We start from the raw sequence: 19,551 nt of genomic DNA, 5'->3' as shown, positions 1-19,551 counted from the left end.
CGGCTCACCGGCTCGACGGCCTTGTGTCACCGGCTCGGGAGGGCAGTCGCACCCTCCCGCCACCCCTGCCGCCGCCACCCCCTGTCGCCGCCACTCCCCGGGCGCCGCTAGGACGCCAGTCCGTACGCCGCGAGCACCGCCCGCAGCGCCGCGTCCTCGTCGGGCAGCTCACGGCCCCGGCGTTCGGACGCCTGCGCCAGGCGGGCGGCCAGGGCGGGCTCGCCGAGCAGACGGCCGATCTCCCGGCTCAGCGCGCCGGGATCCTGCGGCGGCACCAGCAGGGCCGCCTCGCCCACCATCGCGGGCACACCGCCCACCCGGGTCGCGATGATCGGCCTGCCCGCCCGCAGCGCCTCCTGGACGCTCAGCGGCTGCCCTTCCCATCTGCTGGGCACGATCACCGCCGTCGCGACCTGGAGCAGGTCGGCCGGCTCGGCCCATCCGTACAGGACCACGGGCAGTTCCTCGGCGTCGACGCGCGCCTGAAGCTCCTCGCGCAGCGGCCCGTCGCCCGCGATCACGAAGACCGGATCCCCCTTGTAGGGCCCGGCCGCCGCGTCGAGCAGCGTCTCCAGGCCCTTCTGCTGGGCCAGCCGGGCGACCGTCAGCAGGATCGGCCGCTCCTGCGCGGCCTGCGGCGCGTGTCCCGTGCTGGACAACCCCGGGCTGGACAACCCCGTGCTGGACAACCCCGCGCCGGACCACCCCGTGCCGGACAGCCGCGCGGCGATCTCGGCCCGTACGTCCTCGGCCGGGCGGGCGGGTTCGGCGAGCGGCGGCGCGGGCACCACCGCGAGGTCCACCCGCCGGGCGCCCCTGCCCCGCATGCGCTGCGCGACGTCCGGCGAGATGGCCAGGACACGGTCCGCGCGCCGGGCGACGATCCGCTCCAGCAGCCGGTAGACCACGCCGATCGCGCCGCCCGCCGTGACCGCGTTGTGCAGAGTGACCACGAGGCGCGGCCAGCCCCGCGACCCCGTGAGAGCGAGCGCGGCCAGCGCGCCGGCTCGCAGGCCGTGGGCGTGGACGACGTCCGCGCCGCGGGCGAGCCCGCGCAGGCGCAGTGCGGTCCGCAGGTCGTGCGCGGGGTGCGGCCGGTCGGCGATCTCGACCTCGGCGAAGCCCGCACCGGTGCCGGTGAAGGAGAAAGCCTCCTCGGTGCCACCGGGACCCGCGACCAGCACGCGGTGTCCCCGCGTGACGAGCCCGCCGGCGAGCATCCGCACATGCCGCCCCACGCCCCCCATGCTCGACCCCAGCACGAGCACGATTCGACTCATGCCTGCTCCTCGCCACCGGCTCGGCGTCCGGCCGTGCCGGAGGCAGGCGATCCGGCGCCGCTCCAGCCGCAGTTCCTACCGATCCGCTCGCTCATACCGCCTCCTCGGCCGGCGGGTCCGCCGGGCTCGCACCTCTCCCTCGCCGCACTCCTGACAGGGCGGCGGCCAGGTCCCCGCGGTCCACGAGTGCGGCGACGAGGACCCCCGCGACCAGGGCCGCCAGACCGGCCAGCGCGGCCGTCAGGAGGCCGCCCCACGGGCCCTCGCCCGACAGGGGAAGCCGGGCGACCGCCGCGCCCGCGAGGAAGCCCGCGCCCCCGCCCAGCAGGGCGGCCAGAGCGGCCCGCGAGACGCCGTGGGCGGCCCGCGCGCCTCGTGCCCGCACGACCGAGGCCAGCAGCAGCCCGGCCCCCACCGTCATGCCGGCCGCCTGGCCGAGCGCGAGCCCGCCCAGACCCCAGCCGTCCGGCAGCACGAGGGCGAGCGCCACCTGGGCGACAGCCACGACCAGCCACCCGGCGACCTGCCCCCGGGCCGCCGCCCTGCCCTGTCCCGCGGCGTACAGCACCCGGCTGAGGTGGGCCACCAGGCCGTATCCGATGAGCCCCGGCGCGAACAGCGCGATCCCCCGGGCGAACTCCGCCGCGGCGACCGCGGTGTCGGCCTGGGCGAGGAAGACGTGCGCGACCGGCGCCGCGACCGCGGCGAGCGCGCCGGCCGCCAGGCCGCAGACCAGCACGACCGCGCGCGTCGTCCGCGCCGCCAGCGCCGCGAAGGCCCCACCCTCGTCCCCACCCTCGTCCCCGCCCTCGTCCCCGCCCGCGTCCTCGGTCTGCGCCCGCGCGGCGAGCGCGGGGAACGCGCTGGTCGCGATGGGCACCGCGAGCACCGCGTACGGCACCTGGTAGATCGCCCAGGCGTAGTTGTAGGCGGGCAGCACGCCCCCGCCGACGCGGTTGGCGACGGGGATCAGGATCGCCGCGGCGGCCTGCTGGGCGACCAGCGCGCTCAGCCCGGCCAGGGCGAGCCGCCGCACCTGTACGGCGACGCCTTCCGGAAAGCGGAGCGTGGGCCGCCACCGCAGGCCGAGCCGTAAGGCCGGCCCGACCACGGTGACGACCAGAGCCAGCACGCCGAGCGTCGTTCCCGCCGACAGCGCGATCTCGGCCGGTCCGGGCACGGTGGCAGGATCCTTGTGACCGCCGCTGAGCGGCCCGAAGGCCAGGTAGGCGATGATGACCACCACGCTCGACACCAGCGGCGCCAGCGCCGGTCCCGAGAAGCGGCGATGGGCCTGCAGCACGCCGTAGAGCACCACGGCCATTCCATACAACGGGATCTGCGGCGCGAAGACGACCAGCATGCGCGCGGCGACGGCGGCGACCTGCCCGACGTCGCATTCTCCGGCCCCGAAGACGACGAGCAGCCGGGCGAGCGGCCCCGCGACCAGCGCGGTCAGCGCCGCGAGCGGCACCAGCAGCACGACCATCCAGGTCAGCAGCGCGGAGGCGATCCGGCCGACCTCCGCGCGCGCCCCGCCGTCCCCTCTGGCGGCTACGCCGGCGAGCACCGGGACGACCATCCCGGCGAGCGCGCCGCCCGCCACGACCTCGAAGACGATGTTCGGCACGTTGTTGGCCGTGTAGTAGGCGGTCGCCAGGCAGTTCGTGCCGACCGTGCGGGCGAACGCCAGCTGCTTGGCGAAGCCCGTCACCCGCGCCAGGACCGTGATGACTCCGATGAGGACCGCCGCCCCCGCGATCCCCGCCCCGAGCCGTCTAACCATGCCGCCTATCCATAACGCTTATCCATGCGGGTGCCGTACGCCTCCGCGCACGGCCCTGGTCGTCCAGGTCACCCGCGCGACCCCGGCGTGCCGGGGACGGTCTGCGGAGCGCGGCGGCCGAGCATGTCCAGGCGGTTGAGCACCGGGTTCCCGGCGATGACCTTGGTGAAGCTGACCTTCTCCGAGGCGGCGGTGAGAGCCGCGACGACGCCGAGGGCGGCGATCCGGCCGGGCCTGCCCAGCCGGGCCGTGGCCGCCAGGCCGAGCAGCGCGCCGAGCGCGTTCGCCCCGGAGTCGCCGAGCATCGCCCGCTCGCCCAGATCCTCGGGCAGCAGCGCCGCCGCCGCGCCCAGCGGGACGGCGGTCAGCGCGGCGGCCTGGCGGGAGCGCGGGCCGTACGGCGCGGCGATCGAGGCGGCCAGCAGGGGAACCCCGGCCAGCAGCCCCACCTTGATCGCGCGGCCGGGCCGCAGGTCGAACAGGTTGGCCAGGTTGGCGCTGCCGGCGATCAGCGCACCGTCGACGAGCGTGTCGAAGGACCGCGCCGCCACACTCCCGCTCCGAGCCTCATGGGGGGCGAGCGCCGCCGCGGCGAGCCCGGTCGCGCCGATGCCGAGGATCTTGACCGCACCGCTGGTCACCTCGCCGCGCGCGAGCGCGGCCAGATGGCCCTTGAACCCCTTGGACGAGGTCGTGCCGAACAGGTCGTCGTACGCGCCGAGGACGCCGCTGCCCGCACCGGCGAGCACGGCGGCCGCGCGGGCGCGCACCGGGAGGCCGGGGGCGAGGGCGGAGGCGGCGACGGCGCCCGCGGCGAACGCGGGGCCCTCCAGCAGCGTGACCGGCTCGCCCCGGTGGTTGACCCGGGTCCAGTACTCGTCGGCGGTCTTCTCGTCGCCGATCGGCGGGCGGCGCCGGAAGGCGGCGAAGGCGGCACGCGCGGCGGCCGCACCGAGCGCGGCGCCGACGGCGGCCCCGAGCGCCGCGGCGGCACGGGTGCCGGCCTGGGGACGTCTGGCCACGGCTGTTGCCCTTCTCTCCGTAATCGTCAGGCGTGAGGTGGCGACCGGCGGCTCAGCCCCGGCTCGCCGCCGGAGTGGGAGTCTGGCTGGGCGCGGTCACCGTGGGCTCGAACGCCGTCGCGCCGCTGCCGACGCCGTACGCGCCCGAACGGCCGGCCAGTTGCTCCCGCAGAGCGTAGACCACCACGATACGGCCCGCGGCGAAATCGACGGTGTCGACCGTCGAGACCGCCGAGGCCACACCGCCGGTGTCGTGCAGCGCCCCGATGACTCCGCCGTTGGCGGAGGCGGTGACGGTGCCGGCCAGGACGGTGCCGAGAGCGCCGCTGTCGAGGCCGGCCGCGACCGAGACGAGCGCGTTCGTCTGACGTTCGGCGTCCTCCCCCTCGTAGGGCTGGGCCGGCGCGAGCACGATGGCCATCGTCGCGCGCTGCTCGGGGTTGCCGTTCAGGGTCAGGAAGTCGCCGGCCTGGAACGCCTCCAGCACGCCGGCGGCCGCGGGGTTGGCCCGGCCCGCCTGTGCGCGGTCGTTGGTCACGATCGCGCCGGCGAGCATCGCGGCGGCCTTGTCGTACGGCGAGGCCCCGTCGGGAAAGGTGACGCCGGCCGGGGCGAGGTTGGTGGCGAGCCCGTCCACCACGCTCGCCTGCTCGCCGTCGATGAACTTCTCGGTCAGGCTGATCCTGCCGGTGTAGGCGGCTCCCGCGCTCGTGACGAGCTTCTCGACCGGGTCGCGCAGGGCGGCCGACGCGCCGGGAGCCTCGACGAGCACGACGCGCTCCCCCGCGAGCTGGCCGCGCACGAGGTCGGGCAGGTGGCTCGTGACAAGCGAGTCGCCGCCCTCCTCCCGCGTGCGCAGGTCCGAGATCTGCGTCAGGTACTTCTCGTTGGCCTGCCGCAGCGACGCGGTCATCTCCTCGGCCGACTTGAAGAACGTGGGCTCGAGCACGGTGCTGCCCAGCACGATGCCGACCGTGAGCGCGAGGAAGATCGCCACGATCGAGACGAGGTGATAACGGAAATCGATCACGAGAAGAGTCCGACCAGCCAGAAGATGAAGCCGTTCCAGGCCACGCGCAGGCCGTTGAGCCACACCTGGCCGATCGGCGATACCGAGAGGACCACGCCGATCGTGACCAGCGTGGTGGCCACGAGCAGCAACAGGGAAGGCGTGGAGATCCGGCTGCGGTAGAGCCTGCTCACGCCCTTGGCGTCCACGAGCTTGCTGCCCACTCGCAGGCGGGTGAGGAAGGTGCTCGCCGCGCCCGACCTGCCCTTGTCCAGGAACTCGTCGAGCGTCCAGTGGGTGCCCACCGCGACGATCAGCGTGGCGCCCTTGTCGTCCGCCAGGAGCATCGCGATGTCCTCGCTCGTCCCGGTCGCGGGGAACACGACCGCCTCCTGGCCCAGCTTGCGCACCCGCTCGAGCCCCGGCGCCCGCCCGTCGCGGTAGGCGTGGACGACCAGTTCGGCGCCGCAGCACAGCGCCTTCTCCGAGACGGAGTCGAAGTCGCCCACGATGATGTCGGGCGCATACCCGGCCTCCAGGAGCGCGTCCGCACCGCCGTCCACGCCGATCAGCACAGGGCGGTACTCCCGGATGTACGGCCGGAGCGTGGCGATGTCCTCCTTGTAGTGGTAACCCCGCACCACGATGAGAACATGGCGGTTCTCCAGGGAGATGCGGATGTCGGGCACGCCGACCCCGTCGATCAGGAGATCCCGCTCGCGCCGGACGTACTCCATGGTGTTCGCGGCGAAGGCCTCGATCTGGACGGCGAGGCCCGCGCGGGCCTCGGTCATCGCCGCCTCGACGCTCTCGGCGTCCTGCGGCTGCCCCTTGCCGACCAGTTCCTCGTCGAGATAGACCATGCCGTCGTGGACGCGGATCACGTCACCGTCGGCGATCCGCTCGAACAGCTCCGATGACGCGTTGTCTATCAGGGGGACGCCCGCGTCGATCAGGATCTGCGGCCCGAGGTTGGGATAGCGGCCGCTGATGCTCGCGGCGGCGTTGACCACGGCCGCCACGCCGCACGCGACGAGAGCCTCCCCGCTGACCCGGTCGATGTCGACGTGATCGATAATCGCGATTTCCCCGGGCTTGAGGCGCTTGGTCAGCCTCTTCGTCCGCCTGTCGATTCTCGCCACTGCCGTCACCCCGGGAAGGCCGTCGGCCTTCCTGCGGCGGAGGCCCGGAACATTCAAGCTCGGGACCTTCATCATGACCATCCTGCCAGAGGCGGCGACCGCCACGCTTCCACACCCCACGGCTCGTCTGATTTGTCACTGCAAGTCAGGGATGTTGCCGAGGTGCGACGACCGGGGGCAGCCGAGCCAACGCACATCTTCCGCGACGCCGTCCGCCCCCGTTCCTCCGCCCCCGCATGCCAGGGCTTGACTGCTTCCCGGCGCGCCCTGCTCCAAACGTCACCCCCGCGCGCCCCGCCGAGTGTACGTGCGCGTGCGGACCCGCAGGGCACTCCACGGCGGCGCAGGGCGGCCCTCAGCCTGCCGCGCGGCGGCCCGGGCGTTTGGCCGCTCCCGAGGACGCCCTCTCCCAGGCGGCCTTGTCGGCGGCGGCGATCGACAGCAGCTCGGCGGCGTGCGCCCGGCCGAGCTCGGAGTCCTCCAGGCCCGCGAGCATCCGCGACAACTCCCGCTCGCGGCCCTCCTGGTCGAGCGTCACGACGCCGCTGCGGACCACCCTGCCGTCGCTCGCCTTCTCGACCACGAGGTGCTGGTCGGCGAAGGCCGCCACCTGCGGCAGGTGGGTGACCACGATGACCTGCGCCGTCCTCGCGAGCTTGGCCAGCCGCCTGCCGATCTCCACGGCCGCCTTTCCGCCCACGCCCGCGTCGACCTCGTCGAACACGAACGTCGGAACGGGGTCGGCCCCGGCGAAGACCACCTCGATGGCCAGCATCACCCGGCTCAGCTCACCGCCGGAGGCGCCCTTGGTCAGCGGCAGCGGCGGCGCGCCGGGGTGGGACGCCAGCCGAAGCTCGACCTCGTCCACGCCGTGCGGGCCGAAGCCGTCGGTGGCGGTGATCGCCACGCTGACCCGCGCGTGCGGCATGGCGAGCGCGGTCATCTCCTCGGTCACCGCCTGGCCGAACCGGTCGGCGGCGACGGTGCGGATGGCCGTCACCTCACCGGCCAGCTCACCCACCCGCTCGGTGAGCTCGCCGTGTTCCCGCGTCAGCTCCTCGATCCGCTCGTCGTCGCCGTCGAGCTCCGACAGCCTCTCGGCGGCCCGCTGCGCCCAGCCGAGGACGGCCGTGACATCCTCGCCGTACTTGCGCATGAGCCCGTTCAGCGCCGCCCTGCGCTCCTGCACCGCGGCGAGCCGCGCCGGGTCGGCCTCGACCGACTCGGCATACGCGGCCAACTCGGTCGCCACGTCGGAGACCAGGTAACCGGCTTCGGCCAGGCGGCCGGCGAGCCCGGCGAGCGTGGGATCGAAGTCGCGTGCTGACTCCACGGCCGCCTTGGCCTGACCGAGCAACGACACGGCGTCCTGCATGTCCTGCGCGCTCGACATCGGATCCCCGAGCAGCGCGGCGTGCGCGGTCGTGGCGGCGGTGCGCAGCGCGTCGGCGTGGGAGAGCCGCTCGGCCTCCTCCTTCAGCTCGGCATCCTCCCCCGGCCTGGGCTCGACCTTCTCGATCTCCTCAAGGCCGAACCGCAGCACGTCGGCCTCCTGCGCCCGCTCCCTGGCCTTGACGGTCAGCTCATGGAGCAGATCTCCCACCTGCTTGTGCCGCTTGTAGGCCTGCTCGTAGGCCCGCAGGGGTTTGACCAGCTCGTCGCCGGCGTAACGGTCGAGCGCCGCGCGCTGCCTGCCGGGCTGCAGCAGCCGCTGCTGGTCCATCTGCCCATGCACGGCCACAAGGTCGTCGGCGATGTACGTCAACGTGCCCACCGGCACGGCACGGCCGCCCAGCCAGGCGCGGGAGCGGCCCTCCGCCGAGACCGACCGGGAGATGATGAGCTGTCCGTCCTCGACCTCGCCACCGACGTCGGCGACCTGCTGGGCCACGCGCCCCCCGGGCTCGATCACGAGCGTGCCCTCGATCAGCGCCTTGTCGGCGCCCGGCCGGACCCTGGCGGGGTCGGCCCGCCCCCCGAACAGCAGGCCGAGACCGGTGACGACCATCGTCTTGCCGGCCCCCGTCTCACCCGTGACGACGGTGAATCCCGGCGACAGCTCCAGCACGGCCTCGTCGATCACGCCGAGCCCCTGGATGCGGACCTCCTCGACCCGTGGCCGCACTGGTCCCTCCCGTTTGCCGACCGAACTCGCCAGAGATCCTACGCGTAACTCGTCAAGATTTTCGAGGACTGCGTGTCCGGATCGCGACCCGAACGAGAATCTGTGGACACGAAAGCCCTGCTCATCCGGCATATCATCACCAACCGCCACAACCCGCTGTGGATCGCGACGCCGCACCCGGTCAGCCGGAGCGTACGCGGCCCCGCCAGCCCTGCACCGGCAGGCCGAACTTCGCGACCAGGCGGTCGGTGAAGGGCGCCCCGGTGGTCTCCACACCGAGCAGGCGGGCCAGCCGTACGGGCACCTCACCCCTGCGGACCTCCACCCGGGCACCGGGCGGGATGTCGAAGCGGCGGCGGCCGTCGCACCACAGCACACCGGCGCTGGTGTCGGGGAGGATCTCCAGCGCGAGCGTGGACTTCGGCGACACCACCATCGGCCGGGCGAACAGGGCGTGGGCGCTGTTGGGCACCAGGAGCAGCGCCTCGACCTCTGGCCAGACGACGGGCCCGCCGGCCGAGAAGGCGTACGCCGTCGATCCGGTGGGGGTCGCGCAGATCACGCCGTCGCATCCCCAGCGCGACAACGGGCGGCCGTCGATCTCCGCGACGACCTCCAGCATGCGGTCCTTCTTCTCGACCGACGCCTCGTTGAGCGCCCAGGTCCGCGCGAGAACCGACCCGTTCAGCCGCACGATGACCTCGATCGTCATGCGCTCCTCGACCTCGTAGCGGCCCTCGACCACCAGGTCCACCACGGACGCCAGATCCTCCACCTCCGCCTCGGCGAGGAAGCCCACATGCCCCAGGTTCACGCCGAGGAGCGGCACCGCGGCCTGGCGGGCCAGCTCGGCGGCGCGCAGCAACGTGCCGTCACCGCCCAGCACGATGATCAGCTCGGCCTCCTCCAGCGCCGCCCCGTGCTCCGGGACCACCTCGACATGGGCGCAGCCGAGCTCCTCCGCCTCCTCGTCGAGCACCCGGACGTTGATGCCCTCCCCGATCAGCCGTTCCATGACCAGGCGGGCGCTGCGCACCGCCGCCTCCCGGCCCGTGTGCGCCGTCACCAGGACGGTCCTCTTGGCGTCCGCCCGGCCGCCCGCCGCGCCGCCCGTGCTCATCGCGCTCATCGTCTCCACGCCTCGCCGCCCGCGCTCACCGGGGTCCCTGCGCGACCGCCGTGTCGATGGCCGCGTCCACATCGGGAACGGGATCGTGTCCCGGCCCCTTCCCGAGCCACACAACGTATTCCACGTTGCCCGACGGCCCCGGCAGCGGGCTCGCCGTCACACCCTTCACCGTCAGGCCCAGCGAGCCCGCCGCCGCCGCGACGTCCCGCACCGCCTGCGCCCGCAGGACCGGGTCGCGGACGACGCCTCCCGCGCCCACACGCTCCCTGCCGACCTCGAACTGCGGCTTGACCAGCATCGCGAACTCGGCCGTCTCGGCGGCGCAGCGCACCAGCGAGGGGAGGACGAGCCGGAGGGAGATGAAGGACAGATCCCCGACGATCAGCGTCGGCGGCTCGCCCACCATCTCCGGGGTCAGGTCGCGGACGTTGACCCGCTCCATCACCGTGACCCGCTCGTCCGTGCGCAGGGACCAGGCGAGCTGGCCGTATCCCACGTCGACCGCGAGCACGTGGGCGGCGCCGTTCCTGAGCAGCACGTCGGTGAAGCCGCCGGTCGAGGCGCCCGCGTCGAGACACCGGCGTCCCTCGACGCGGAGCCCTTCGAACGCGCGCAGCGCGCCGAGCAGCTTGTGGGCGCCCCTGGACACGTAGTCGGGGCCCTCGGCCGTCTCGGCGATCACGATGGGGGCGGCCGTGTCCACCTGCGTGGCCGCCTTGCCCGCCAGCCGGCCTCCGACGCTGACCCGGCCCGCCTCGATGAGCTGGACCGCCTGCTCTCTGGACCGGGCGAGCCCGCGGCGCACGAGCTCGCTGTCCAGCCGGACACGCTTCATCGGGCCCGCACCGCCACGCCGTCCTGCACCGCCGCACCGCCCTGCAACATCGCGCCGCCCCGCACCATCGCGCCGCCCCGCACCATCGCGCCGCCCCGCACCATCGCGTCGTCCCGCACCGTCCCGCGCTGCGCGGACCCCCGGCTCGGGGCGTCCGCGACCGCTCCCGTGACGCTCACCGGCCACTCTCCTGGCCGCCGTGGGCTTCGGGCTGCCGCCCGCCGGCATCCTCCACGGAGGCGAGCACCGCTTCGAGGCCGGCGAGGACCTGTTCGAAGACGTCCACGTGGTCGGACACCGGCGTATGAGCCAGCCGTCCGAGAGGCGACAACACGGTCTGCACGCCGCCGGCCCCCGAGGCGAGGTGTTCCCCGGCCGCGATCCCGCTGTCCGTCATGATCTCTTCCTGCTCCGATCAACTGCCCCGTCACGCCTGCCTGCCGCGCCGCCTGCCTGCCTGCCACGATTCCTCGTGCGCGGGCGCACGCTCGCCCGGGGCTTCGGCCCGGCTCTCGCCGGACCGGGTCCCGGGCGTCGCCGGACCGGGTCCCGGGCGTCGCCGGGCGACACGCGGCCGGGCCGCGGGTCCCGCACGAGCCCCTGCGACGCCGGTCGCCTCGACGCTATCGGACCCCACCGACGGTCGTGCGCGGTCCTGGCCGTTCCGCAGGGGACCGCGGCCCTTGCCCCCCGCATGATCTCGTTTCAGGTGCCTGAGGGAGGCCATGGCCCCTCGCCGTCCCATCTGTTGCGAAATCTACGACTCGCGGACCACCGGACGCGTGCCGTGACCATTCCATGACCCGACGCGGATTTCGCGCAGCCCCCCCGTGGAAAGCTACTGTCGGTAGCTAGAGGGGAATCACATCGCCGACCGTGGTCCGGGCGCGGTTCACAAGCACCCATGGTCGGCGAGAGCACACGGTCCGCGAGAAGAAGGGCAGGCGCATGGCGACCGTCGAGGAATGCCGGGCGGCGCTGGACAAACTCGTCGAGCACTTCGACGAGATAAGCGAGGAGGACCGTGCCAAGCACGTGGTCGAGCGCCGGCTGGCCTGCCGGATCTCCGATCTCGGCGCGACCTTCTATGGTCGCATCCACCGGGGCGGGCTCGACCCCTTCAAGGAGGTGCCTCCGGAGGACGGCCGGCCCGCCGAGGTCAAGCTGACGCTGAAGAGCGAGGACCTGGTCTCGATGGTCAACGGCGAACTCGACATGGGCCGCGCGCTCCTGAGCGGCCGGATCAAGATCGACGCGAGCCTCGGCGATCTGCTGCGCCTTCGCAAGCTCCTCTGACCGCCGCGCCGGATCCGCGACGCACCCGCGCGAGACCACCCGCCGCGCGGTGGGCGGGGCCCCGAAACGGTGAAACTCGGTCACCGGGCGGTCGCGGCCGTCCCGGTGTCACACCGGTGTCACCGTCCCGATGTCACGCCGGTGTCGCCGTCCCAGCGTCACGGTCCGGTTTCACGGTCCGGTATCACGCTCCGGTGCGCGAGCAGGTGGACGCTCACCTGCGCCGAAGGGCATCGGCGAACGAGCCCTGAGAGCGGACGACACCGGTGCCGCGGCAGCCGTCCGGCGCCGTGAAAGAGGGCCTGCTTCCCACCGCCTCTGACGCCGTCCGGCACGGTGACGCGAATGCCCCGGTCACGCTGCCACCACGCCGGTCAGCGGCCGAGCGCCGCCAGAGCGCCCTTCACCGCGTCCTCGTCCGCGTGGCCGTCCCCCGCCGCCTCCCAGGTGGCTGCGCACGCCGCGCGCAGCCCTTCGACGGGGTCGCCCTCCCCGGAGAGCACGAGTTCGCCGTCCCGCCATGCTGCCGTCCACCCGCCGCAGGTCCAGCCGCCCGAACCACGCCGTACGGGGATCACGGGGACGTGCAGACCGGACAGGTCGGCGGCGATGTGGGTGGGGCGGTGATGGGGCGCGGCGGTGAGCACGTCCGCAGGAGTGGCGACGCCGGTCAGCACGAGCAGGCTGTCGACACCGGCCCGGGTCGCGCCCTCGATGTCGGTGTCGAGCCGGTCACCGACGATCAGCGGCCTCTCGGCGCGGGTGCGGATCATCGACTCGCGGTGCAGCGGCGGCTCGGGCTTGCCCGCGACCACGGGCTCGACGCCGGTCGCGGTGGCGATCACGCGGCTCATCGACCCGTTCCCGGGCTGCTCGCCCCGGCCCGTGGGCATGGTCGTGTCGGCGTTGGCCGCGACGAACCATGCCCCCTGACGTACGGCGAGCGCCCCTTCGCACAACAGCCCGTAGGACAGGTTGTCGGCGATGCCCTGCACCACGGCGGCCGGCGCGTCCAGAGCCGTGGTCACAGGTCGCAGGCCGTGCTCGCGCAGGGCCATCCGCAGTCCCATGCCTCCCACCACGAGGACGGCCGAGCCCCCCGGCACGTGCTCGGCGACCAGCCGGGCCGCCGCCTGCGCGGACGTCACCACGTCCTGCGGGGCGGCGGGAATGCCCAGGTGGCGGAGGTGCTGGGCGATCGCCCCCGGCGTGCGGGACGCGTTGTTCGTCACGAACGCGAGCCGCACGCCCTGGTCCCCGGCTTTCACCAGCGCCTCGGGCGCGCCGGGGACCGCGTGTCTGCCGAGGTAGACGACACCGTCGAGGTCGAGCAGCAGCGTGTCGTAGGCGTCCACGAGCACGCCGGTGGTTTCTGGCATGTCGGAAGTATGACCTACGGTCACGCCTGCCTCGCCCGTAGCGTGGCCCTGACCTGCTTCAGCGCGGACACGTAGTGCCGCAGGTCGGGGCGCATCGCCACCGCCACCGCGAGGGGCTCCTGCGCTCCCTCGATGTCTCCGCTGCGCCACAGTGACAAGCCGAGACCGAAGTAGGCGTAGTCCTCGGCGGGATTGGCGTCGACGATCCAGCGGAAGCTGCCCGCGGCCTCGTCGTAGCGCTTCGAGTTGAACTGCGCCCGGGCGAGGGCCTCGCGGATGCTGGGCGAGTCGGGCTCGGCCTGTACGGCATGCTCCAGGATCGCCGCCGCCGCGGCCGGACTGCCCTCCTCAAGGAGCTTCGTGCCACGCTTGAACCACTCGTAGACGCCACCGGAAGGCGTACCGCCCGGGTCATTGGAAAAAGCAGAGGCCTCGTTTCGTCCTTCGATCATTGGGTAAGCCCTCCTGCACTCCGATTTCACAAGCAACCGGGCACCGCAGCGTCGGGGAGTCCGGGCACTTATGGCAACATGCCCGGTATGGAGAGTTCTGAACGGGCGGGACTGGTGATACGTCCGTTCCACGGTGTTCGTTACGCGGTGGACAATCTGGCCGCTGTCACCTCCCCGCCGTACGATCTCATCTTCCCTGACGAACTGCGGGAACTGCTCAGTCGTCATCCGAACAACGTGGTGCGCCTGATCCTTCCCGGAACCAGCCACTACGGCGAGGCGAGCGCCACGTTGCACGAGTGGCTCGCCGACGGAGTGCTGACAGTCGACTCCCAGCCCGGCCTGTACGTGTACGAGCAGAGCGGCGTCGGCTTCCTGCAGCGGGGCCTGATCGGAGGTGTCGGGGTCGGGTCGCCCGCGATCCTTCCGCATGAAAACGTCCTGCCGGAGCCCGTCGCCGACCGGCTCGCTCTGATGAGGGCGACGCAGGCCAACTTCGAGCCGATCTTCCTGTTGTACGAGGGCGGGGGCACCGCCTCCCGGCTCGTCGACGACGTGGCGACACAGCGTTTCCCGCTCGTGGACATCCGCACCCGTGAGGGCGTGCACCACCGGCTCTGGGCGGTGACCGACCCCCACGAGATCGAAGCCGTCGCGGAGGACCTGCGTGATCGTCATGCGCTGATCGCCGACGGTCACCACCGTTACGCCACCTACGAGGCGCTGCGGAAGGACCACATGGGTCCCGGCCCCTGGGACTACGGCCTGGCGTACCTGGTCGACTCCACGGTCTACCCGCCCGACCTCAGGGCCATCCACCGCGTCATCCCGGGGCTGCCCCTGCAGGAGGCCGTCGCCCGGGCCAAGGGCGCCTGGCAGGCCCAGGAGTTCCCCCTAGTCGAGGACGCCCTCGCGGGGCTCGCCACCGCGACCGGCCCCGCCTTCGTGCTCGCCGGCGAGGGACCCGCCCATCTGCTGACGGATCCGGACCCGCTGCAGGTCGAGCGCGCCATGCCGGCCGGGCAGTCCCCGCGGTGGCGGATGCTCGACACCTCGGTCCTCACGACGTTCCTCCTGCCCAAGGTATGGGGGATCACCGACAGCGAGCAGTCGGTGATGGTCGTGCACCACGACCCGCTCGCCGCCGTGGACATGGCGCGCCGGCTCGGCGGGACGGCGGTGCTGCTGAATCCGCTGTCCACGGAGGACGTCCTCACGGTCGCCGCGCAGGGTGAGCGGGTGCCGCGCAAGTCGACCTCGTTCGGCCCCAAGCCCCGTACGGGCCTGGTCATGCGGACCTTCGCCACCGACTGATCACCTCGACTGATCACCTCGTCTGATCACCTCGTCGCCGGCTCTGTCGAGCCTGCGTCGTCCTGGTGGTCGCAGGACGACGCCTCACCGCCGGAGGGCTTCTCGTCGATCGAACAAGCGTCGGCGACCTCACCGGCGTCACCGGCCGGACCGGTCTCGGCGGCGGGGCCGTCCCCGGCGTGGGGCGTTGTCCTGCGCGGCCTGCCGCGAGGCGCGGCCGGTTCGACGCGGCGTGCCGTACGGACCTCGATCTCGTAGCGGCTCCCACCGCGCCACCAGCGGCGGCGCAGCGCGCCTTCCACCTGGACCAGATCATCGAGTCGCCAGCCGGCCAGCATGTCGCGCACGCCGTCGTCGAGCGTCGCGCACTCGATCGCGTCCGACCGCTGACGGGCCGAGCGGCCTCCCGGCCGGCGGACCGCGAGACGCCACCGCGTCAGCAGGGCTCCGCTCGGCAGCTCCCGGTGTGCCGGCTCCATGGACAGCCGCCCGGCCAGCACCACCTCGTTGCAGTGCATGTGATCTCCTCTCTGCCGTGGAGATCACTATCCGTGACCGGGTTGGGCCGGCGCGGCTCTGAATGCCATTCTGTGAATACCGGTTCTAGTTTCAGGGGTGGGCTGTGGACAACGTGACTCCACTCGGGGGCGACGTCTACGAGATCGACACGCGGATGGCGGGCTATTCCGGCATCACCGCGGGCTACCTGATCCTCGGCGACCGCCCCTGCCTCGTCGAGACGGGCACCTCGACCTCGGCTCCCGTGGTCAGGGACGCCCTGTCCTCCCTCGGGGTGGGACCGGACGACCTCGCGACCGTCGTGGTCACCCACATCCACCTGGATCACGCCGGCGGCGTGGGGGACATCGCGAGCTTCTATCCCTCCGCGGAGATCGTCGTTCATGAGAAGGGCGCCCGTCATCTCGCCGATCCCTCCCGGCTCATGGCGAGCGCCAAGATGGTCTGGGGCGACAAGCTCGACGTGCTGTTCGGCGCTCTGGCGCCCACCGACGCGGCCCGCATCAGGGCCCTCGGCGACACCGGGACGATCACCTTGGGCAACGGCCGCACCCTGGCGAGCCACTACTCCCCCGGCCACGCCAAACACCACGTCGGCCTGCTGGACTCGCTCACCGGCGACCTTTACGTGGGCGACGCCGCCGGCGTGTATCGGCCCGAGACGGGAGACCTGCGGCCCGCCACGCCGCCGCCGGACTTCGACCTCGACGTCGCCCTCGACTCGATCGGGCTGTTCGCGGCCCTGAAACCGCAGCGACTGCTGTTCAGCCACTACGGACCGGTGGAGGACGTGCCCTCGACCCTCGAACGGTCGGCCGAGGAACTCCGGATCTGGGTGGACCTCACCAGACGGGCCAGAGACGAGGGACTCGACCTCGATCACGCAGTCGCCATGGTGCGCGACCGGACGCGGGAGCGGTACGCCGCGCTACGTGCCGACGAGGCCACCGCCGAGCAGTTCGAGCTGCTGAGCGGCGCGCCGTCGAACGTCGCGGGCATCATGCACTGGCTCGATCGCACCCCGCGCTGACTTCCAGCGCTCGGAAAGACCCGGTGCTGAGGCGCGGCTTCTCCCGGGAAAAGTGAACGGGCGCCGCCGAAGCGGCGCCCGTCCGGGACATCAGGGCTGGCGCTTCGCCGGATCCTCGGTGTCCTCGGCGTCCTCGGGGTCGTCGAGCACGTCGCCGAAGTTCGGCTCGATGAACGCGGGGCCATAGGACGGCGCGCTCTTGGCGGCAGGTCGCTCGGCCCCCGCATCGGCGTCGCGTGTCTCCTCGCGACCCGATGCCGGCGTTGCCACAGGTGCCGCTGGTGCGGCCACCTCACCAGCCGAGGGCGTCACGGCCGCATCGTCGCCCGCGGCGTCGTCACCCACGGCATCGTCACCCACGTCGTCGCCGTCCGCCCGATCCCCGGTCAGATCGTCCTCGTCAGAGAGGTCGGCGTCAGAGAAATCCTCGTCGGCGAGATCCTCATCGCGGGCGGCGCCGGAGAGGTCCGCCTGGTCCTCGTCCTTGGCCGTCTCGTCCTTGGCCGTCTCGACAGTGCCCTTGTCGTCGATTTCCTCGTCGTCGTCGGGAAGGTCGTCCAGAAGGTCACTGGACTCGTCATCGGACTCGTCGTAGTTCTCCTCCAGATCCTCGATGAGTCCGCCGGTCAGTTCGGCGTAGCGTTCGGCCGCATCGGTCTCGCCGTCCTCGTCGAACGCCATGGCACGGGCGAACCAGTCGGTCGCCGCTTCCTCGTGCCCCGCGTCGGCCAGGGCGTCCGCGTACGCGAAGGCGAGGCGTGCCGACCACGGCTTCGGCTGAGGGTCGCGCAACTCCGGGACCCGCTGCAGCGTGATCACGGCGGCGTCGTGCTGGCCGAGGTCGCGACGGGCACCGGACTCCACGATGGCCAGCTCGATCTTGCCCGCGCGGTCCAGCCGTTCGGCCTCCCGCGACCGGACGAGGTCGAGAGCCTTCTCGGGCCGCCCGAGCCCGCGCTCGCAGTCCGCCATGATCGGCAGGTACTCGTCCGAGCCGCTGATCCGCCGCGCTGCCCGGAGGTCGCCCAGCGCCTCGGCGTACTCACCGGCGTGATAGGCGGCGATCCCGGTGGCCTCGCGGACCACGCCGATCCTGCCCGCGAAGCGGCGGGCCACCTTGGCGTGCTCGTAGGCCTTCTCCGGATCCTCCGCGCTCAGCGCACGGGCGGCCGCCACGAGGTGACCGGCCACGAGGTCCGCCAGGTCGTTCGGCAACGAGCGAAGCTCCGCACGCGCCTCACGGTCCAGTTCGTCCGGCGTGATGTCCGGGTCGAGCGGAGGAATCTCCTCCTGCCTCGGCCTGCTCGGCTCGTCCGGCCTGCCGTAGCGGCTACGGCTGCCGCCCCGCTCGTCGCGGCTGAAGGGACGCGCCGCGTCGCGGTCGCCGCCGAACGGCCTGGACTCGTCACGGTCCCTTCCGAACGGCCGGGCACCGCGATCGCTGCCGAACTGGCGCCGCGGCCGGTCGCCGGAGCCCGACTCACGCCCACGGAACGTCCGAGTTCCCTCTTCACGGTCGCGCCCCGGACGCCTGTCGTCACGGTCCCGGAAAGACCCCCCGGGCCGGTCTCCCGACGTACGGCTCGGCCCGTCGCGGAACGAGTCCCGGTCGCGGACCCGGTCGCCACCAGCGTTCTGCCGGTCCCCGTAAGTGCGCCTGGGCCTGTCGTCCCCGCCGCTCCTGCCGTCGCGGTCGCCTCTGCCATCGCGGTCGCCGAACGAACGCCGCGGCCGCTCCTCACCGCGGAAGCCTCGATCGCCGCCCCTGTCGCTACCTCGGTCGGCGCCTCGGTCGCCGTACGGCCGCCGGGGACGGTCCTGGCGCTCGGAGCCGCTTCCGCCTCTGTCGTCGCGGCCGTAGCCGCGCTCCTGGTCCGCAGGTCGCGGCGGGCGACTCGCAGACCCGTCACGATCGCCGCGATCGTACCGAGGCGCGGAAAAGCGCCCTTCCCGGCTCTCCCGATTCTCCCTGCCCTCACGGCCGTCGCGCTCGCGGGAGCCGTAGCGCCCGCCGAAACCGCCACCCTGCCGCTGCGGGCGGTCTCCGTACCCGCCGCCTTCCCGCCGCTGCGGGCGATCACCGAACCCGGCACCTTCCCGCCGCTGCGGGCGATCTCCGTACCCCCCGCCTTCCCGACGATCCGTGCGTCGGTCGCCGGACGGCCGACCGCCGCGGTCGTCGGAGCGGAACGGGCGTCCGCCCCGTTCCTCGCGATCCCGAGAGCCCTGTCCGCCTCGGGAGCTGTCACGGTCCCCGTAGGGGCGGCGCGGCCGATCGGAGCGGAAGGTGTCCCGGTCCTGATAGACGCGCTCCTTAGGTCCCTCGGAGGCCCCGGCTTCCCTGCGTCCCTCGAAGCCGCCGGCTCCGCGCGGCCGTTCAGCACCGCGCTCGAAGCTCCGCCCCCCGTCGCGGCCGCGGAATCCGCCGCGATCGTCGGTACGGCCACCCGCGCGATCCCCACCACCGAAGGGACGGGGACCGCGGTCGTCCCGGTCACGATAGCCGTCGCGCCTGTCCCGATCCCCGTAGGAGCCGGAAGGCCTGTCGCCGCGATCACGCGCACCGAAGCGTGCCCCGGGCGATCCGCCCTGGTCGCGGTAGCCACGCCTGTCGGACTGGAACGGGCGTTCGCCGCCTCGATCGCTGCGGTCGCTCCGGTCGCTGCGGGAGCCTTCTCGCCGCTCTCCATAGCGACCGCCGAAGCCGCCGCTTCCTCCGTTACCGCGGGATCCTCCGGTGCGCTCAGCCCGGTTTCTGGTCTCGTCGCGGTTGTCTTCGCCACGGCCCGCGCCGTCGCGCCCGTCTTCTCTGTTCACTTCTGTCCTCTGTTGCTTGCTCACCGCGTCCGGTTCGCCGGCCGCAGGGCTCTGTCTTCCGCTTATGTCGCTATTGGGGATCCGCCCCACACCTGATGAGTTCCAGGGAAGACATGTTGTTTGCGCCGCAGGTCCGCTGGGATCGCGTCCGCCGCAGCCTTGGTTTCTCGTCCGATGCGACGAAGGCCACCCGTGAGGTGGCCCGGCACTTCCAGCCTAGCGCGCCTCATCACCGCCTGGGCCTCGACAGGGGCTTTCGCACCCCGCCAACGTGGGCTTCGGCGTGATGAGGGACATGGCCTCAGAAACGCGGAAGGGCCGCCCCAACAGGGGCGGCCCTTCACAAAGATTGTCCGGCGGCGTCCTACTCTCCCACACCGTCCCCGGTGCAGTACCATCGGCGCTGGCAGGCTTAA

Annotated in this window: 17 protein-coding genes; 3 read left to right on the top strand and 14 right to left on the bottom strand. The window is 72.8% G+C overall.

Annotated features, from left to right (window positions below):
- Positions 1–107: 107 nt before the first annotated feature.
- The 10 genes from ACGFIB_RS28945 to ACGFIB_RS28900 form a co-directional block, all read right to left on the bottom strand.
- The gene (locus ACGFIB_RS28945; protein WP_393376299.1) at positions 108–1,280 is read right to left on the bottom strand and encodes a glycosyltransferase family 4 protein; all 1,173 of its coding nucleotides are present in this window, start codon (positions 1,278–1,280) and stop codon (positions 108–110) included.
- Between the two features lie 91 nt (positions 1,281–1,371).
- Entirely contained in the window at positions 1,372–3,066 is a 1,695-nt protein-coding gene (gene murJ / locus ACGFIB_RS28940; protein ID WP_393376298.1) for a murein biosynthesis integral membrane protein MurJ, read from the bottom strand.
- Between the two features lie 68 nt (positions 3,067–3,134).
- Complete coding sequence (locus ACGFIB_RS28935) at positions 3,135–4,088, bottom strand: hypothetical protein (RefSeq protein WP_393376296.1); 954 nt, start codon at positions 4,086–4,088, stop codon at positions 3,135–3,137.
- 52 nt (positions 4,089–4,140) lie between these two features.
- Positions 4,141–5,118 (bottom strand): copper transporter, encoded by a 978-nt coding sequence (locus tag ACGFIB_RS28930; RefSeq protein ID WP_393376294.1) that lies wholly within the window; start codon positions 5,116–5,118, stop codon positions 4,141–4,143.
- A complete protein-coding gene (gene steA, locus ACGFIB_RS28925; RefSeq protein WP_167748329.1) occupies positions 5,115–6,311 on the bottom strand; it encodes a putative cytokinetic ring protein SteA in 1,197 nt (398 codons plus the stop codon). The genes ACGFIB_RS28930 and steA overlap by 4 nt, the downstream gene beginning before the upstream one ends.
- Positions 6,312–6,594: 283 nt before the next feature.
- Positions 6,595–8,364 carry a DNA repair protein RecN gene (gene recN, locus ACGFIB_RS28920; RefSeq protein WP_357248108.1) on the bottom strand — a complete coding sequence of 590 codons (1,770 nt, stop codon included), beginning with the start codon at positions 8,362–8,364 and terminating at the stop codon, positions 6,595–6,597.
- A gap of 181 nt (positions 8,365–8,545) precedes the next feature.
- Positions 8,546–9,493: an NAD kinase gene (locus tag ACGFIB_RS28915; RefSeq protein ID WP_393376292.1), complete on the bottom strand. Its 948-nt coding sequence runs from the start codon at positions 9,491–9,493 to the stop codon at positions 8,546–8,548.
- A gap of 25 nt (positions 9,494–9,518) precedes the next feature.
- On the bottom strand, positions 9,519–10,328 hold the full coding sequence (locus tag ACGFIB_RS28910) for a TlyA family RNA methyltransferase (RefSeq protein WP_191053013.1): 810 nt from the start codon (positions 10,326–10,328) through the stop codon (positions 9,519–9,521).
- Positions 10,325–10,507, bottom strand: a complete 183-nt coding sequence (locus ACGFIB_RS28905; protein ID WP_393376291.1) for a hypothetical protein — start codon at positions 10,505–10,507, stop codon at positions 10,325–10,327. Before ACGFIB_RS28905 ends, ACGFIB_RS28910 begins: the two co-directional genes overlap by 4 nt.
- Positions 10,504–10,725: a hypothetical protein gene (locus ACGFIB_RS28900; protein ID WP_357248104.1), complete on the bottom strand. Its 222-nt coding sequence runs from the start codon at positions 10,723–10,725 to the stop codon at positions 10,504–10,506. The genes ACGFIB_RS28905 and ACGFIB_RS28900 overlap by 4 nt, the downstream gene beginning before the upstream one ends.
- 551 nt (positions 10,726–11,276) lie before the next feature.
- Here ACGFIB_RS28900 and ACGFIB_RS28895 point away from each other — a divergent pair.
- Positions 11,277–11,624 (top strand): SCP2 sterol-binding domain-containing protein, encoded by a 348-nt coding sequence (locus ACGFIB_RS28895; RefSeq protein WP_142572514.1) that lies wholly within the window; start codon positions 11,277–11,279, stop codon positions 11,622–11,624.
- A 374-nt stretch (positions 11,625–11,998) separates the two neighbouring features.
- Here the strand turns inward: ACGFIB_RS28895 and ACGFIB_RS28890 are convergent, their stop codons facing one another.
- Together ACGFIB_RS28890 and ACGFIB_RS28885 are read right to left on the bottom strand one after the other, a co-directional pair.
- A complete protein-coding gene (locus tag ACGFIB_RS28890; protein WP_357261804.1) occupies positions 11,999–13,003 on the bottom strand; it encodes an HAD-IIA family hydrolase in 1,005 nt (334 codons plus the stop codon).
- Positions 13,004–13,023: 20 nt separating this feature from the next.
- Positions 13,024–13,455 carry a tetratricopeptide repeat protein gene (locus tag ACGFIB_RS28885; RefSeq protein ID WP_142572516.1) on the bottom strand — a complete coding sequence of 144 codons (432 nt, stop codon included), beginning with the start codon at positions 13,453–13,455 and terminating at the stop codon, positions 13,024–13,026.
- An 87-nt stretch (positions 13,456–13,542) separates the two neighbouring features.
- Between ACGFIB_RS28885 and ACGFIB_RS28880 the strand changes: the two genes are divergently transcribed.
- Positions 13,543–14,769, top strand: coding sequence for a DUF1015 family protein (locus ACGFIB_RS28880; protein ID WP_223854375.1), 1,227 nt, complete (start codon positions 13,543–13,545; stop codon positions 14,767–14,769).
- 26 nt (positions 14,770–14,795) lie between these two features.
- On the opposite strand, the gene ACGFIB_RS28875 is transcribed toward ACGFIB_RS28880, so the two are convergent.
- A complete protein-coding gene (locus tag ACGFIB_RS28875; RefSeq protein ID WP_393376289.1) occupies positions 14,796–15,287 on the bottom strand; it encodes a single-stranded DNA-binding protein in 492 nt (163 codons plus the stop codon).
- 104 nt (positions 15,288–15,391) lie between these two features.
- Here ACGFIB_RS28875 and ACGFIB_RS28870 point away from each other — a divergent pair, with 104 nt between their 5' ends.
- Positions 15,392–16,318, top strand: a complete 927-nt coding sequence (locus ACGFIB_RS28870) for an MBL fold metallo-hydrolase (RefSeq protein WP_393376287.1) — start codon at positions 15,392–15,394, stop codon at positions 16,316–16,318.
- Positions 16,319–16,408: 90 nt separating this feature from the next.
- On the opposite strand, the gene ACGFIB_RS28865 is transcribed toward ACGFIB_RS28870, so the two are convergent.
- Positions 16,409–17,533: a tetratricopeptide repeat protein gene (locus ACGFIB_RS28865; RefSeq protein ID WP_393376286.1), complete on the bottom strand. Its 1,125-nt coding sequence runs from the start codon at positions 17,531–17,533 to the stop codon at positions 16,409–16,411.
- Positions 17,534–19,551 lie beyond the last annotated feature (2,018 nt).

The organism is Microbispora bryophytorum (assembly GCF_043197435.1).
Classification (GTDB): Bacteria; Actinomycetota; Actinomycetes; order Streptosporangiales; family Streptosporangiaceae; genus Microbispora; species Microbispora bryophytorum.
Note: the sequence above shows the minus strand (reverse complement) of the source record. Positions and strands in the feature narration are given on the sequence as shown.

Bases quoted from the DNA above. Each gene is read 5' to 3' on its own strand.
- ACGFIB_RS28945 (WP_393376299.1), bottom strand. From the start codon at position 1,280: ATGAGTCGAATCGTGCTCGTGCTGGGGTCGAGCATGGGGGGCGTGGGG.
- murJ (WP_393376298.1), bottom strand. From the start codon at position 3,066: ATGGTTAGACGGCTCGGGGCGGGGATCGCGGGGGCGGCGGTCCTCATC.
- steA (WP_167748329.1), bottom strand. From the start codon at position 6,311: ATGAAGGTCCCGAGCTTGAATGTTCCGGGCCTCCGCCGCAGGAAGGCC.
- ACGFIB_RS28915 (WP_393376292.1), bottom strand. From the start codon at position 9,493: ATGAGCGCGATGAGCACGGGCGGCGCGGCGGGCGGCCGGGCGGACGCC.
- ACGFIB_RS28910 (WP_191053013.1), bottom strand. From the start codon at position 10,328: ATGAAGCGTGTCCGGCTGGACAGCGAGCTCGTGCGCCGCGGGCTCGCC.
- ACGFIB_RS28900 (WP_357248104.1), bottom strand. From the start codon at position 10,725: ATGACGGACAGCGGGATCGCGGCCGGGGAACACCTCGCCTCGGGGGCC.
- ACGFIB_RS28895 (WP_142572514.1), top strand. From the start codon at position 11,277: ATGGCGACCGTCGAGGAATGCCGGGCGGCGCTGGACAAACTCGTCGAG.
- ACGFIB_RS28890 (WP_357261804.1), bottom strand. From the start codon at position 13,003: ATGCCAGAAACCACCGGCGTGCTCGTGGACGCCTACGACACGCTGCTG.
- ACGFIB_RS28885 (WP_142572516.1), bottom strand. From the start codon at position 13,455: ATGATCGAAGGACGAAACGAGGCCTCTGCTTTTTCCAATGACCCGGGC.
- ACGFIB_RS28880 (WP_223854375.1), top strand. From the start codon at position 13,543: ATGGAGAGTTCTGAACGGGCGGGACTGGTGATACGTCCGTTCCACGGT.
- ACGFIB_RS28875 (WP_393376289.1), bottom strand. From the start codon at position 15,287: ATGCACTGCAACGAGGTGGTGCTGGCCGGGCGGCTGTCCATGGAGCCG.